General features: G+C 63.8%; 12 protein-coding genes. 9 read left to right on the top strand and 3 right to left on the bottom strand.

Annotated elements, in window-relative coordinates; translation table 11 throughout:
• Nucleotides 1-6: 6 nt before the first annotated feature.
• Nucleotides 7-1146: an MFS transporter gene (locus tag GJW30_RS11145; RefSeq protein ID WP_096355283.1), complete on the top strand. Its 1140-nt coding sequence runs from the start codon at nucleotides 7-9 to the stop codon at nucleotides 1144-1146.
• Here the strand turns inward: GJW30_RS11145 and dgcA are convergent.
• Nucleotides 1143-2123 (bottom strand): N-acetyl-D-Glu racemase DgcA, encoded by a 981-nt coding sequence (dgcA, locus tag GJW30_RS11140; protein WP_096355281.1) that lies wholly within the window; start codon nucleotides 2121-2123, stop codon nucleotides 1143-1145. The genes GJW30_RS11145 and dgcA overlap by 4 nt on opposite strands.
• Nucleotides 2124-2278: 155 nt before the next feature.
• Between dgcA and GJW30_RS11135 the strand changes: the two genes are divergently transcribed.
• From GJW30_RS11135 to GJW30_RS11120, 4 genes are all read left to right on the top strand, one after another.
• A complete protein-coding gene (locus GJW30_RS11135; RefSeq protein WP_096355279.1) occupies nucleotides 2279-3418 on the top strand; it encodes an ABC transporter permease in 1140 nt (379 codons plus the stop codon).
• A 3-nt stretch (nucleotides 3419-3421) separates the two neighbouring features.
• On the top strand, nucleotides 3422-4213 hold the full coding sequence (locus GJW30_RS11130) for an ABC transporter ATP-binding protein (protein WP_096355277.1): 792 nt from the start codon (nucleotides 3422-3424) through the stop codon (nucleotides 4211-4213).
• 125 nt (nucleotides 4214-4338) lie between these two features.
• Nucleotides 4339-5409 (top strand): MlaD family protein, encoded by a 1071-nt coding sequence (locus tag GJW30_RS11125; protein WP_096355275.1) that lies wholly within the window; start codon nucleotides 4339-4341, stop codon nucleotides 5407-5409.
• 1 nt (nucleotide 5410) lies between these two features.
• On the top strand, nucleotides 5411-6034 hold the full coding sequence (locus tag GJW30_RS11120) for an ABC-type transport auxiliary lipoprotein family protein (protein WP_157746737.1): 624 nt from the start codon (nucleotides 5411-5413) through the stop codon (nucleotides 6032-6034).
• A 202-nt stretch (nucleotides 6035-6236) separates the two neighbouring features.
• Here the strand turns inward: GJW30_RS11120 and GJW30_RS11115 are convergent, their stop codons facing one another.
• Nucleotides 6237-11903: an apolipoprotein A-IV repeat region-like domain-containing protein gene (locus GJW30_RS11115; protein WP_096355271.1), complete on the bottom strand. Its 5667-nt coding sequence runs from the start codon at nucleotides 11901-11903 to the stop codon at nucleotides 6237-6239.
• A gap of 264 nt (nucleotides 11904-12167) precedes the next feature.
• Here GJW30_RS11115 and GJW30_RS22665 point away from each other — a divergent pair, with 264 nt between their 5' ends.
• The 3 genes from GJW30_RS22665 (at nucleotide 12168) to GJW30_RS11105 (ending at nucleotide 13451) form a co-directional block, all read left to right on the top strand.
• A complete protein-coding gene (locus tag GJW30_RS22665; protein WP_130364889.1) occupies nucleotides 12168-12362 on the top strand; it encodes a hypothetical protein in 195 nt (64 codons plus the stop codon).
• A 238-nt stretch (nucleotides 12363-12600) separates the two neighbouring features.
• Nucleotides 12601-12969: an Hpt domain-containing protein gene (locus tag GJW30_RS11110; protein ID WP_096355269.1), complete on the top strand. Its 369-nt coding sequence runs from the start codon at nucleotides 12601-12603 to the stop codon at nucleotides 12967-12969.
• 161 nt (nucleotides 12970-13130) lie between these two features.
• On the top strand, nucleotides 13131-13451 hold the full coding sequence (locus GJW30_RS11105; RefSeq protein ID WP_096355268.1) for a 2Fe-2S iron-sulfur cluster-binding protein: 321 nt from the start codon (nucleotides 13131-13133) through the stop codon (nucleotides 13449-13451).
• Nucleotides 13452-13585: 134 nt separating this feature from the next.
• Here GJW30_RS11105 and GJW30_RS11100 read toward each other — a convergent pair whose 3' ends face one another.
• Nucleotides 13586-14035, bottom strand: coding sequence for an acyl-CoA thioesterase (locus GJW30_RS11100; protein WP_197703789.1), 450 nt, complete (start codon nucleotides 14033-14035; stop codon nucleotides 13586-13588).
• Nucleotides 14036-14173: 138 nt separating this feature from the next.
• Here GJW30_RS11100 and GJW30_RS11095 point away from each other — a divergent pair, with 138 nt between their 5' ends.
• Nucleotides 14174-15208, top strand: a complete 1035-nt coding sequence (locus tag GJW30_RS11095) for an NAD(P)/FAD-dependent oxidoreductase (protein ID WP_096355266.1) — start codon at nucleotides 14174-14176, stop codon at nucleotides 15206-15208.
• The last annotated feature ends 4 nt before the right edge of the window (nucleotides 15209-15212 follow it).

The following is a 15212-nucleotide window of genomic DNA, read 5'->3' as shown; positions in this document are numbered from 1 at the left end:
GCTAAAATGGACTTCATCCCGCGCCTTGCCCTGCTCTACGGCGGCATATTCGGCGCTATCGGCGTGGCGCTACCGTTTCTTCCGTTGTGGCTCGCCGCCAAGGGCTTGGACGATAAGGATATTGGCTACACGCTGGCGCTGGCGACGGCGGTGCGCGTCATCACCATGCCGATCACCACCCGCGCGGCCGATCATTTTGGTAACCTTAAAATTGCGATCATGATCGCTTGTTTGATCGGCGCAATTTTCACGACCACGCTCGCGCACTCGAGCGGCGTTGCTGCGATCATGATCATCTATGCGCTGTCCAGCGCGGCCGGCGGAACCACACTGCCGCTGACGGAGGCGTATGCATGGCGCGGCTTGACCGAGCGCGGCCGTGCCTATGGACCCGTGCGCGTGTGGGCCTCCGGCGCTTTCATCATCGCGACGCTGATCACGGGCACGTTGCAGGGCTGGCTCAAGCCGACAGAGATCATCTGGGTTCTGGTGGCGGTGAACTGCTGGGCCGTGCTGGCGTCCACTCTGCTGATCCCGGTACAGAAGCCCGCGCCGACCGAACGCAAAGCGCGCGTCGTCGAATTGCTGCAGAGCCCGACGCTGCTCGCCGTCATCGTTTCTTCAGCGCTCATTCAAGCGAGCCACGCGGTCTACTATGCGTTCGGCACGCTGCATTGGAAGCAAGCCGGCATCGGTGGTTTCACGATCAGCCTTCTCTGGATCACGGGCGTTGTCGCGGAGAGTTTTCTGTTCGTTGGGTCGGCGCGATTTTCACCGCGCATCACATCGACCGTGCTGATCGGTTTCGGCGCGCTCGGCGCGATGGTGCGCTGGACCGCGATGACGTTCGATCCGCCGCTCGCGATTTTGTTTCCGCTGCAGTGTCTTCACGCGATCAGCTTTGCGGCGACATACCTTGGCGCCGTGCAATACATCGCAAACTCTGCCCCGCCAGCACTCGCCGCGACGGCGCAGGGAATCCTCGCCTCGCTTAACGGGCTCGCGATGGCGGCCGGCATGCTGGCATCCGGATTGCTGTTCGCGCGATACGGTACGATGAGCTACGCCGCGATGACGATCGTCGCGGCCGTCGGCGGGATTGCGGCGCTATCGGCGCAGCGCTTTTCGGCGCGCGAGGCGCGTTAGCCCCAAAGCTCGCGCGTCGGCGGCTCGACGATGCTGCCGCGGTAGACGAGCCCGTGCGGGCGGTCGCGCTGAAGCAATAGCGGACCGTCGAGATCGACGACCTTGGCGCGTTGCGCCACCAACATCGCGGGCGCCATGCTGAGCGACGTCGCGAGCATGCAGCCAACCATGATCGAAAAGCCGAGGCGCTCGGCCTCGGCCGCCATCGCGAGTGCTTCGGTGAGGCCGCCGGTTTTGTCGAGCTTGATGTTGACCGCCGTGTAGCGGCCGACGAGACCGGCAAGCGAAGCACGATCATGCACACTCTCATCGGCGCAGATTGCGACCGGGCCATCCCAGCCTTGCAGCGGCGCGTCGTCGGATGCATGGAGCGGCTGCTCGACCAGAGTGACGCCGGCAGCGACGCAGGCCGCAAGGTTGCCTTCGAGATTGTCCGCGCGCCAGCCTTCGTTCGCATCGACGATGAGTTCGGATTGCGGCGCAGCGGCGCGGATCGCCGCGAGGCGTTCCGGATCGCCATCCGAGCCGAGCTTGATCTTGAGCAACGGCCGGTCGCGTGCCGCTGCTGCGGCCGAGGCCATCGCCTCGGGAGTTCCCAGCGAGAGCGTATAGGCTGTCGTCAGCGCGCGGGGAGCTGGGAGCTTCGCCAGTTCGTATGCTGGCTTGCCTGTGCGTTTGGCCTCGAGGTCCCACAGTGCACAATCGAGCGCATTGCGGGCTGCACCGGCCGGCAGCGCTTTCGCCGCGGCCCGAGGGTCCGGCCCGGCCAGCACATCGCGAATACCTTCGAGCGCGGCCGACACGCTTTCGACGGTCTCGCCGTAGCGCGCGTAGGGCACGCACTCGCCGCGCCCTATTGCCGCGCCATCGGCAAGTTCCGCGACGACGACCACGGCTTCGGTCTTCGAGCCGCGCGCGATCGTGAAGGAACCGGCGATCGGCCAGCGCTCGACGGAAATTTTCAGCGTTGTTGCCATGGCGCCAGTGGTAAGAATATTCGGCAGCGTACTCAAGAGCTTGTCATCCAGAAGGCTCGACACAGTGGCGCTGCCCCGTTAGAGCAAGGCATAATCTCGCCGGAATGGGACGATTCCAAACGTCGGAACGTCTCGGCAGCCAAGGAACACGATCGGTGGACGATCAGACCGCCCTCCTGCGCAAGCACGTCAACGGCCAGCGGCTCGAGATTGCCGCGTCCGGCGCGTGGATCGCAGACAATGCGGACGATCTGGAGCCGCTGGTCGACGCCGTCGCATCCGAAAACCCGCAGGTCTCGAGCGTCGCAATCGACATGCGCGACGTAAAAGAACTCGACACCTACGGCGCTTGGCTGCTGGAGCGTCTCGTCCGCGACCGCACCGGTCAGGGTCAGGAAACGCATATCGTCGGCCTCTCGGATCACTATCGCGGCCTGCTCGACGAAGTGCAGAACTCGAACCGCGACCTGCCGCCGTCGTTCAAGCCTGCGCCGCCGCTGGCGAACTTCTTCGAGCGCGTCGGCCGTACGATGGTCGATGTCTGGCACGACCTCATGGCGTTCGTGCGCATGTTCGGCGCGCTCTGCGCCGCGCTGTGGCGCGTCATCAAGAAGCCGTCCAGCTTCCGCTTCACGTCGACCATTCATCATCTCGATCGCGTCGGCTGGCAGGCCGTGCCGATCATCCTGCTGATCACGTTCCTGATCGGCGCGATCCTGGCGCAGCAGGGCATCTTCCATTTCCGCAAGTTTGGCGCGGATATCTACGTCGTCGACATGGTCGGCATCTTGGTGCTGCGTGAAGTCGGCGTGCTGATCGTCGCGATCATGGTCGCAGGCCGCTCGGGCAGCGCTTACACGGCGGAGCTCGGCTCGATGAAAATGCGCGAAGAGGTGGACGCCTTGCGCACGATGGGCTTCGACCCTGTCGAAGTGCTCATTCTGCCGCGCATTCTGGCGCTTCTGATTGCGCTGCCGATCCTGACATTCCTCGGTTCGATGGCTGCGCTTTATGGCGGCGGCCTCGTTGCGCTGATTTACGGCGGCATCAGCCCGGACATCTTCCTCTCGCGTCTGAAGGAAGCGATCAACCTGTCGCATTTCGAAGTCGGCATGATCAAAGCGCCGTTCATGGCGATGGTGATCGGACTCGTCGCGTGCTCGGAAGGCCTGCAGGTGAAGGGCAGCGCCGAGTCGCTCGGCCAGCAGACGACGTCATCGGTCGTGAAGTCGATCTTCCTCGTGATTGTGCTCGACGGCATCTTCGCGATCTTCTTCGCCGCGATCGATTGGTAAACCATGGACGCCCGCACCAACGAAACATCGGCGCGTGAGAGCATCATCCGGGTGCGCGATCTCGTCGTCGGCTTCGGCGAGACGAATATTCTCAAAGGGCTCGACCTCGACGTCTATCGCGGTGAGATTCTCGGCTTCGTCGGCGGCTCGGGCGGCGGCAAATCGGTTCTGCTGCGCACGCTGATCGGCCTCGTGACGAAGCGCAGCGGCACGATCGAATTGTTCGGCACGAATGTCGACGATGCGACCGACGCGGAGAAGAACGCGATCGAGCGCCGCTGGGGAATCTTGTTTCAGCAAGGCGCCCTCTTCTCGTCGCTGACGGTGCGACAAAACGTCCAGTTTCCGATCCGCGAGTATCTCGGCGTCTCCAAGCGGCTGCGCGATGAAGTCACGATGGCGAAGCTCGAGATGGTCGGCCTGAAGCCGGACGTCGCTGCGAAATTTCCGTCGGAATTATCGGGCGGCATGATCAAGCGCGTGGCGCTTGCGCGCGCACTCGCGCTCGACCCCGAGATCGTCTTCCTCGACGAACCGACGTCGGGTCTAGATCCGATCGGCGCCGGCGAATTCGACCAGCTGATCAGGACGTTGCAGCAGACGCTCGGCCTGACCGTATTCATGGTGACGCACGACCTCGACAGCCTGCATACGGTCTGCGACCGAATCGCTGCATTGGCGGACGGTAAAGTGATAGCCGACGGCCCGATCTCGACGATGCTGGAGTCGCAGCACCCATGGCTGAAAGCTTATTTTCACGGGACGCGGGCACGAACTGCCGGGATTTCGCGTTAGTCCGCGCGTGTTTAGCACGGCGTGACCCAACAGCGACACTCCGCCGTTAATGCGCCACACATAGGGTGGAGATCATTCAATCTGACGCCCAAATGTTATAGAGTTCAATAGATTAAGAGGCCTGGATGGAAACGCGAGCGAACTATACGCTGATCGGCGCCTTTACGCTTGCGGTGCTCGTGGCTGCGTTCGGCTTCATTTTCTGGTTCACCCGCAGCGGCACGGACGGCGAGCGCGCGACCTACGAGGTCGTGTTCGACGGCTCGGTTTCGGGCCTGCGGCCGGGCTCGGCCGTGTTGTTCAACGGCATCAAGGTCGGCGAGGTGTCGAAGCTGCGGCTCGACCCGACCGATCCGGGACAAGCCATTGCGACGATCGGCATCGAGAAGACAATCCCGGTGCGCAGCGATACGCGTGTCACGCTCGAATACCAGGGCCTCACCGGCATCTCGTCGGTGGCGTTGCGCGGCGGCGAACCGAACGCGCCCGCGCTCGCGGTGCCGGCTGGCCAGATCCCGACCCTGAAGGCCGACGCGAGCGGTATGCAGGACATCGCGCAGGGCGCGCGCGAGATCATGGGCCGCGCAGACAGCATTCTGAAGAAAGTCGATACCTTCCTGACGGAGAATCAGGCCGGCGCGACGAACATCGTCAAAAACGTCGACCGGTTCACAACCGCGCTTGGCGAGAATTCGGATGAGCTCGCGACGTTCATGAAAGAGACGTCGGCCGCTGCAAAGCGTATCGGTTCGATGTCCGAAAAGTTTGAGGCGCTGGCCGGCGAGTTCCAGAAGGTCGTTTCAGCCGTGAGCCCGCAGAAGGTCGAGTCGCTGGTCGCTGACGCGTCCGATCTCGCGCGCAAGCTTTCCGAGATGACGCCGAAGCTCGATCGCATTCTCGGCAACGTCGAAAGCATGACGACGACCGAAGACGGACAGAACGCATTCCAGATGGTCGGCGAGGCCGCCAAGTCCGTGAAGCAAGCGGCCGACAATCTCGACAAGCGCATGGCCGACGTCACGTCGGGCCTTTCACGCTTCAGCAATCAAGGTTTGCGCGAATGGACCGCGCTCGCGACCGACGGCCGCCGCACGCTGGCGGAACTCGAGCGCACCATCAAGAATTTAGACCGCAACCCGAGCCGGGTTCTGTTCGGCGGCAACAGCGGGGGCAATGTGCCGCAGTATGGACGCTAGTATGAGTATCGATGAGCCGAGCGCGCCGCGCCGGCGGTTGTTTCTGCGCACCGTCGCGGCTGCCACCGCGGCGGTCGCGGTTTCGGGCTGCGCGTCTTTGCTGCCGTCGAGCCCGGTGCCGACGTTCGACCTAACGGCGCCACGCGACTTCCCGCGCCACGGCAACGGCCGCGGCATGCTGATCGTTGGCGAGCCGACCGCCCTCTCTATTCTCGACACCGACAAGATCGTCGTGCGCCCCGGCGGCGGACAGATCGGCACGCTCGCGGGTGCGCAGTGGTCGGACCGTTTGCCGAAGCTGCTGCAGGCGCGGCTCATCCAATCGTTCGAGAATGCGAACCGTCTGCGCGGCATCGGCCGCCCGGGCGAGAATGTTACGCCGGACTATCGCCTCATCGTCGAAGTCCGCAGCTTCCATCTCGCGATCGCCGGCAGCCCGACCGCCGAGGTTGAGCTTTCCGTGAAGATCATCGCGGATCGCGCCGGCCGCGTTGTCGCCGCGCGCATCTTCCGCGCGGCGGTCCCGGCTGGATCGAGCGATGGACCTGTGGCGGCGACCGCGATCGACGCTGCGTTCCAACAGGCCGCGACGGAAATCGTCGTGTGGGCGTCGCGGACGATTTAGTTCGTCGCCTTCTGACTCGTAGCCCGGATGAGCGAGGCGTAGCCGAGCGATATCCGGGAGCTGAGTTAGCGGCGGATGCAAGCCCGGATGTCGCGCGCGCGATGCGCGCCGCTCATCCGGGCTACAAGTTCGCCATGACGGGTTGAAGCCACAAAAAGGGCCCGCACGAGCGGGCCTTTTTGCGTTGATACGTGAAGCGCGCTTAGCCGAGCCGGCCGGCCGCGTGCGCGAGCACGGTGTAGACCTTGCCGGTATCCGACACGAGATAGGCGCGAGCGAGTTCCGAGCCACCCTGATCGCGCGAAACTTCGTCGAGCAGGCGCTCGAACTCGGTCACGTAGCGGTCGACGGCTTCGCGGAAGTTCGCCTCGGCGCGGTAGCGGCGACGCACGTCATCGAACTTGCGCTGACCATCGAGCGTGTAGAGCGTGCGCGGCGCCTTGACACTTTCGTCGCGGCGGCGGCGGTCCCAGAAGTCCGCGAACGGCTGATGGTTGATGCCATCCGGGATCGTTGCGGAGAGTGCATCGATCGCGTCGAGCGCATCCGCGTCGCTGTCGGACGACGCCGGAGGCGCCGGATCGATCGACGGTGCCGAAGACGGCGCCGACGTGCGGTTTAGCAACTCGTCGAGCCAACCGCCGGAGGCCGACGGGAGTTCGGGACGCGGTGCCGGCGGCTCGTAGCGAGCCGTGCTTGCGCGCGGCGCAACCGACTCGCGGATCGGCGGCGCCGTGACGGTCTGGATTTGGTCCATCTGCTGGCCGTGGCGCGCGACGATCTTGTTGAGCTCGGCGAGCGCGTCGATCTGCTCGACGATGACGCGTCGCATCTTCGCCGTGCTCTCGGCCGTGTCGACCGGAAGCTCGAAGATGCCGCGCTGGAGCTGCGCACGCGTTGCTTCAAGATCCTGCCGCATAACCTCGGCTGAGGACTTCATGTCAGCGACGAGCTTGGTAAAACGCTCAGCGGCTTTCTCGAACAACGTGCGGGTTTCTGCCGTCGCACCCTCGTAGAGCTTCTTGTTCTGCTGGGACGAGGTTTCGTACAGAGCGCGCATCGCTTCCTGCGTGCGCTTGCGCTCTTCGTCGGTGACGTTGCGGATCTGCTCGTATTGCGAGGTGATCGCGCGCGAGCCTTCGGTGCTTGCATCGGCGACGAGGCGCGCGATCTCGCGAGCGCGGGTCTCGGCGCCGTTGAGCGTATCCTGTAGCAGCGTCGAGAAGCGATTGAAGCGCTCGTCGAGCGACTCCGCCTTGTTCTGAACGGCGCCGACGATGCCTTCGAGCGCCTTGTGGCGTTCGGACAGCGCCGCTTCGGACTTGCGGTGATTTTCTTCCAGCGTGCGAACGGCGCCGGTGAGTGCACCACCGTGTTCTTCGAAGCGCGCCGCCATCGCTGTGATCTGCTCGAGCGTGCCGCTCGTTGCCGACTGGAACGATTTGACCTGGCGTTCGACGTCGCTACTGGCCGTGCCGCTACGTTCGCCGACATCGGTGAGTGCGGCAACGAATTCCTTCACGCGGTTCGACAGTGTGCCCTCGATAGTACCGAGGTTTTCGGTCGCATTGGTGAGCACGTCCTTGAGGAGCGTGTTCGCTTCGCGCAGCCGCTCGAGCAGCGACTGGGTGTCGTTGCGCAGCGTGGTGTGCGTCTCCAACATTTCGGAGACGGCGGCGGTCGACGTCGCCTGCGACTTCTCGACAGCCGCGCGGCCCGCGGTTTCGAGGTCCGACAGAACGCGGCTGACCGAGCCCGATGCGTTCGAGCCGGCCTGCGTGATGAGGCGGACGATTTCTTCCGAGTTCTGCGCGATGGCGCGGGCAAGACCCGTCGCCTTCTGGTCCATCGCGGTGAGCGCTTCGTCGGTCGCGCGCGATACCTCGCCCGCAAGAGCGGCCTGGCGGCTCTCGAGCGAAGCCACTGCCGTATCGGCGATGCGAGTCATGTCGCCCGTGATCGACTTCGCGGTCGTATCTAGCGCGTTGAGGAAGGCACTGCCCTTCTCGTCGAGAATGCGGGTGAGCTGCTCGCTGCGTTGGCCGAGCGTCGAATTCAGCTCCTCGGCCTTGCCACTGAGGCTGCGGACGACTTCGGCGCTGACGCCTTGCAGCGTGCGCTCGACCTCGTCCGTGTTCTGCGTAACGAACTTCTGGATGCCGGCGGCAACCGTCGAGAGCGAACGCTCGGCGTCCTGCGCGCTGGTGCGGATCGCATTCGCGCTTGACGACGCGACCGTGCCGAGCAGGCGCTGCGCCTCGTTGGCGCTTGCCGCTACGGCGTCGATCGTGCTGGCCGAGATGCCGGAGAGGCGGCGCTCGAAGTCGTCGCTGCCGGAGCGGAGTGTGGTCGCGGCCGTGTTGGCCAACGTTTCGAGGCGGCGCTCGATGTCCGTCGTCGAGTTGTCGAGCGTTTCCGGGATGTGCACCGAGAGCGTGCGCAGCCGCATCTCGGCGTCATGCGCGCCGGTGCCGATGCGTTCGGCAAGCGTCGAAGCGAGCGTCGAGAGACGGCGCTCGGCATCCATCGTGCCGGAGCCGAGTGTTTCCTGGAATGTGTTGAGCAGCGTCTGCATGCGGATTTCTGCATCGAGCGTGCCGCTGCCGAGGGTGTCGCCGATCAGCGAGTTCAGCGCGTGAAGGCGCGTTTCGGCATCCTGCGTGCCAACGCCGAGACGATCGGAGAGGAGCGAGACCAGCCCCGTGATGCGGCGCTCGGCTTCCTGCGTCTCATTGCCGACGACGGAGGAAATCTGCTCCGCCACCGATGTCATGCGGCGTTCCGCGTCGCTGACGCCGGACCCGAGCAGTTGCTGCACGGATGCGGCAAGCATCTCCATGCGGCGTTCGGCTTCGTCGGAGCGCGTACCGACGGTTTGCGCGATGCCGATCGCAAGCGACTCCATGCGGCGCTCGGTGTCGGTCGTGCCGAGGCGCAAAGCCTCGGTGAGATTGGCAGTCAGCGCGTGGACGCGATGCTCGGCGGCTTCGGCGCTGGCGCCGAGGGCGTCGGTCGTCTGCGTCGCGGCGGCGGCGAGCACGCGCTCGGCGTTGGCGGCTTCGCCGCGAATCTGCTCGGCAGCCGCGCGGATCGCAGCGTCGAGCGCGGATTCGGCGTCGCGGGTGCCGGTGCGCATGACATCGGCCGTTGTCGCAGCCAAGACTTCGATCGAGCGGCCTGCATCGACGGTCGCGCCGCGAATGCCGGCAACGCTCTGCGCGGCCGTGCCTTCGAGGGTGCGCGCAGCTTCCTGCGCGCCGGAGCGGATCGCTTCGGCGGTCGATGACGAGAGCGACACGAGCGTGCGCTGCGCTTCCTGCGCGCTGGTGCGGATGAGGTCGGCGCTCGATGCTGTCACGGTCGTCAAAGCGCGTTCGGCTTCGCCGGTCGACGTTTTGACGGCCTGGTTGAGCTGATCGACGCGGCCCGCGATGACGTTGGCGGCGGCAGCGCCGCGCGCCTCGATCTGGCTCGAGACGATCTCGACGCGATCGACGAGAAGCTCTTGGAAGCGCGTGATGCGGCTGTCGAGCCCGGTCGAGAGTTCGACCGCGCGATTGTTGAAGGCTTTGTCGACTTCGATTGCGCGGTGCTCGATTTGACCGACCAAGCGCGAGCCGTGCTGCTCGATCGCGTTGGCAACGGCGCCGACGCGCTCTTCGAGCGAGCCGACCATGTTGTCGCTGCGCTCGATCAGCGTGCGGCCGATCTCGGCAACGCGCGTCTGCAGCAGGTCGTCGAGCGCACGGGTGCGTCCGTCGAGCGTGGATTCGACCTGAAGGACACGGCCATCAAGGTTCTGCGCGAGGTCCGCGCCATGCTCGCGCATCACGTCGGCGATGCGGTCCATGTGCGAAGCGGAGTTCCGCTCGAAGTGATCGAGGTTTTCCTTCATCGCGGCGGCGATCTCGGCCGCGCGCGCTTCGGCGCGCTGCTCGAACGAACCGAGGTTGGCGCTCATGACACCACTCACCTGCGTGAGGCGCTCGTCGGCGCGCGTATCGAAAGCGTCGAGGTTGGCGGCGAGCACTGACGTGATGTTGGCAAGGCGCTCTTGGCTGCGGCTCTCGAAACCCGAAAGGCTATCGTGCACCGCGATCGTCGCCTCGGTGAGGCGTGCCGCCGTGCGGTTCTCGAAGATGTCGACGTTGTTGCGGACGGCTTCGTGATACTCGACCGAGCGCTGGCTGATGCGATCGATGAGTTCGCTGCCGCGTCCCGTGATCGTGTGATCGAGTTCGCCGAGCGTGCGCGAGATGCGCTCGCCGAGATTGCCGGCGTCGTGGCCGAGACGGTCGGCCAATGCGGTGCCCTCGCGGGTGACGACGTCTTCGAACGCAGCGAGGCGCTGCGCCATCGTCTCCTGGATCGTGTTCGAGCGCGCCGAGATGAGCGAGGCGACTTCGTCGGCCTTACGCTCGAAGGTCTCGGTCGTCTGGTTGCTGCGGATGACGATCGTGTCGGTGATGCGGTTGCCGGCTTCTTCCAGCTTGTTGACGAGATCGCTGCCGCGCAGCGACAGGTCGAGCGCGAGCGAGTCGCCGCTCGAACGGATCGTCTGGTTGACCTCGTCGCCGCGCGTGACGAGCGTCTCCGCCATCTGGCTGCCGGTCTCGATGAGCTTGGCGACAACCTCTTCGGAGCGCTTGCCGAGGCCGGACGTGAGTTCGTTGGTGAGGCGCGTGAGGTCGGTGCCGGCGGTTTCGGTGCGCTTGACCAGCGTGTCGGCGAGACCCGTCGTCTTCTCCTGCAGACCGTCCGCGATGCGATCGAGGCGCGCCGAGAGTGTCTGCGAGAGTTCACCCGAGATATCGACAATGCGGTCGGTGAGTTCGTCGGTCTTGAAGTTCAGTGCGGCGACGAGACGCGAATTCGCCGCATCGAGCGTGCGGCTGACTTCGTCGCTGGTGCGGTTGAGCTGGTCGAGAAGGTCGGCGCCACGATCGCCGATAGCGTCGATCATCGAGTCGCCGGCGCGGCCGAGCACCGTCGTGATGCTTTCGCCCTTCTCGGCGAGCGAGCGCGTGATGCGCTGCGCGGCTTCGTTGACGCTGGTCGAGACCTGTTCGCTGACCGAGCCGAGCTCCTGCGCGAGGCTCATCTGCACGCTGCCGATGGCGGAGCGGATCTGATCTGCCTGCCCTGCCAATGCGGCGCGCTGGCTGGAGAGATCTTCGATGAGGCCGCGAATGCGGGTCTCGTTGTCGTTGTAAGAACGCTCGAGCGCGCCGACTTCCTTATGCACCAGCGATTCGAGTTCGCTGGCTCGCGAGAGCGCGCGTTCGACGCCATCGCTCATCGCGGTGACTTCGCGGCGCACGGCCTGGCCGATGTTATTGATGGACTCGCCGGCGAGTGTTTCCGGCTCGGCGAGACGCAATGCGACCTGCGTCATCGAGCGCGATGCGATGCGCAGCTCGTAAGCGCGGATGATCATGTAAGCGATGGCGAAGAACATCAGGACGGGCAGCAAAATCGCTGCGCCGGCGACGAGCAGCATCGGCGTGTTCGCCGTGATGCCGCTGCTCCAACTGACGTATCCCCCGAATGCAACCCATGCGAGTGACGCGATGGCGGCGAGAACGAATGGACGCCGCGAGGGCTTTTCCTGCAGCGCTTGCAAAATCGCACCTACGGATTGTCGGTCGTCGTTGGCGGCGGCGCGGCGCGGAGGCGCAACGTCCGATGTGCGTTTGATGTCGCCCGGATGTTCAACTGGTGGCGCAGCGCTCGGATGCGGAGAGACTGCGACCGGCGCAGGTTCGGCAGGCGCATCAGCGCCCTTCCCGTCGCGTAAATCGAGAGCATCCTGGATCGCGGAGAGTGCCGCTTCCGTCGGGTCTTTCAACTTCGTCGGGTTATTGGCCATTTGCCCGTTGCCTCACGCTGATACACTCGGCGACAATCGCCGCATGGCGTTGCGTGAGGCACATTCATCGCGCGTTTTCGCCGCCGATGACGCGCCGAACCTACCCCCCGCGGTGGCTTTAGAACCTGCAGTTGTCCTAGAGCCGCCGTGCCATGCAGAAAGTATCCTATGCGGGCGGCGGGCCGAAGGAAATGGGAGAAGTTAACGCGTCTTAAATCATCGTTAACGCTGTTCGGCCGCGAAGCCGCCGATGGATGTTCGAAAATGAACCAATCTTTTGCCAAGTCGGAAAGTTCTTTTGAAGCTTCACACGACAAGCCGAGCGAAGCGCAAAAACGCTATTTGGAACGAGGGCTTAGCCAGCCCGGCGGGAAATTGCCCCTATTCGATTCGGAAGGCCAGGCGATCCCGGCGCAGACCGTGAAGTCATGCGTCGCGCGCGGCTGGTGCGAGCCTTGATTCACCAATCCGATGAAGCCGGAATGGCTCGTTTGCCGGCTCACGGTTTCCGGATACCATATAGTTGGTGCCGATTTGCCACCCACTGTTAAGAAGTGACGGTGTTAACGCCTTGTTAACTAGCGCGGCCGCTTTGTTTGAATACAAGCACCGAGCTGCCAAGGTTTAGCGCAATTTTTGCCTGAAGCGGCTCATATATCCCGCAAGCGTTGACGTAAGAATTTTGAGAGACAAGACAATGGAACTGGCTCTGCCGACCCGCGAGCATTCGGCCAAACCTGCGAATGGCCGCCCGATCGACCTCGTACACCTGTCGCGAATGACATTCGGCGATCGCGCGCTGGAACGCGAAGTGCTGCAGTTGTTTCTGCGGCAGTCCTCGCAAATCGTCGCGAAGCTCGCGAAAGCCGACGCGGACACACTCGCGCAGCTGGCTCATACGCTGAAGGGTTCCGGCGCCGGTGTCGGCGCATGGGCCGTGGCCGATGCCGCGACTGTGCTCGAGCAAGGCGCGAAGGCCGGCAAATCCGATGCCGGAGTTGCAAAACTCCGCAGCGCCGTAACCGAAGCCTCCGGCTACATCGAAGAGCTGCTCCGCGCGCACTAGATAGCGTGCACGTGTTGGGGAAATTGAAGCCACGCTGCGCAGCGTGGCTTTCGCTTTTCCAGGGTCAGTGAATCCGGTTTCCACACAGACTGGAAATGCTCTAGTACGCGCTCTTCGCAATCGCTATACGAGTGCGCGTGTAATCGTGATGATCGGCCCCAATGCCTAAACTGACGTACATCGATTCCGGCGGTACACCGCGTATCGTCGACGCCGAAGATGGCTCGACCGTGATGGAAGCCGCGATCAAGAATTCGATCCCGGGCATCGAAGCGGAATGCGGCGGCGCCTGCGCGTGCGCGACCTGCCACGTCTACATCGACGAAGCCTGGCAGGAGAAAGTCGGCGGTCCCTCGCCGATGGAAGAGGACATGCTGGATTTCGGCTTCGACGTGAAGCCGAACTCGCGGCTCTCGTGCCAGATCAAAGTGACGGGTGAACTCGACGGCCTCGTCGTGCATACGCCGGAACGTCAGGCGTAGGCGTCAAGCGCATACTCTCATTGTTTCGTCATGGCCCGGCTTGTCCGGGCCGTCCACGACTTCACTATTTTAAGAAAGCAAGACGTGGATGGCCCGCATGAAGCGGGCCATGACGAGGTAGATTGGTTCTGGCGCTAAGCGCGCATCATCTGCTGCTTCAACAATCCAACGATCTCTTCCGGCAACGGCGTCGAAGTCTTCGTCGCCTTGTTGATCCGCACGATCGTCGTCTTGCCGTTCGCGGCGCATTCGCCGTTAACGAAGAGCGCCTGCGCGTAAGTCACCGAACTCGTTCCGATACGTTCGACGCCGGTACATATCTCGACCTGACCGGGCCAGAGAATTTCCTTCAAGTAGTTCAGCTCGAGCCGCGCGACGACGAAGCCGCCGTCGGCGAACTGACGCTCGCCGTAAACGCTGCGGATGAAGAAAACGCGGCCGGTCTCGAAATACGTCGCGAAGACCGCGTTGTTGACGTGGCCGTTGCGGTCGAGGTCGCGGAAGCGGATCGTCTCGGTTACGCGGAAGGGAAAATCGTCAGGGCGCGGCAAAGTGCGCGCCGGCTTTACGGTGGTATCGTTCACGTCTCGTCACCTCTTGGCCGCCCTTAGACGCGAAGGCCCACACGGAATCAAGCTTTCGAAGCGACGCGAGGATCGTTTGCAGGCCGCACTGGCTCGTGCAAACAATGACGGCCTGCCCTGCCCAAAAGAAGGCTCAGCATGTCGGAAACGATCAAGACAGACATTCTCATCATCGGCGCCGGACCCGTCGGCCTCTTCGCCGTGTTCGAGCTCGGCCTGCTCGATATGAAAGTCCATATCGTCGACATCCTCGACAAAGTCGGCGGGCAGTGCGCCGAGCTTTATCCCGAGAAGCCGATCTACGACATTCCGGGTATCCCAGAGATCAGCGGTCAAGGCCTGACCGACGCGCTCATCGCGCAAATCAAACCGTTTGGGCCGACGTTCCATCTCGGCGAGATGGTGACCGGCGTCGAGAGGATCGGCGATCCTCTCTTTCGCGTCACTACGGACGCAGGCAAAGTTTTCGAAGCGAAGTGCGTCGTCGTCGCGGCCGGTGGCGGCTCGTTCCAGCCGAAGCGTCCACCCATTGCCGGCATCGAGGAATACGAAGCGAAGTCGGTCTTCTACTCGGTGCGCAAGATGGAGAACTTCCGCGACCAGAATGTGCTGGTCGTCGGTGGCGGCGACTCGGCGCTCGACTGGACGCTCAATCTACAGCCGCTCGCCAAACGGCTCACGCTTCTGCATCGCCGCGACGATTTTCGCGCGGCACCGGACAGCGTCAACAAGATGCGTAAGCTCGTCGCCGACGGCGCGATGGATCTGACGATCGGCCAGGTGTCCGGGCTCGAAGGCGCCGATGGCAAACTCATGGGCGTTCACGTGAAGGGCAACGACGGCACGGTCGTGCCGGTCGCGTGCGATGCCATGCTTCCGTTCTTCGGCCTAACGATGAAGCTCGGTCCGGTGTCGGATTGGAAGCTCGATCTCAACGAGGGCGGCTCGCTCGTGCTCGTCGATGTTTCGACCTTCGAGACCAATCAGCCCGGCATCTTCGCGATAGGCGACATCAATTGGTATCCGGGCAAGCTGAAGCTCATCCTCTCGGGATTCCACGAGGGCGCGCTGATGGCGCAGAAGGCGCACCGCTACGTCTATCCGGATAAGCGCCTCGTGTTTCAGTACACGACGTCGTCGACGAGCCTGCAGAAGAAGTTGGGCGTCGCCTAAAACG

It is taken from the genome of Variibacter gotjawalensis, from assembly GCF_002355335.1.
In the GTDB taxonomy this organism is placed as follows: Bacteria; Pseudomonadota; Alphaproteobacteria; order Rhizobiales; family Xanthobacteraceae; genus Variibacter; species Variibacter gotjawalensis.
Note: the sequence above shows the minus strand (reverse complement) of the source record. Positions and strands in the feature narration are given on the sequence as shown.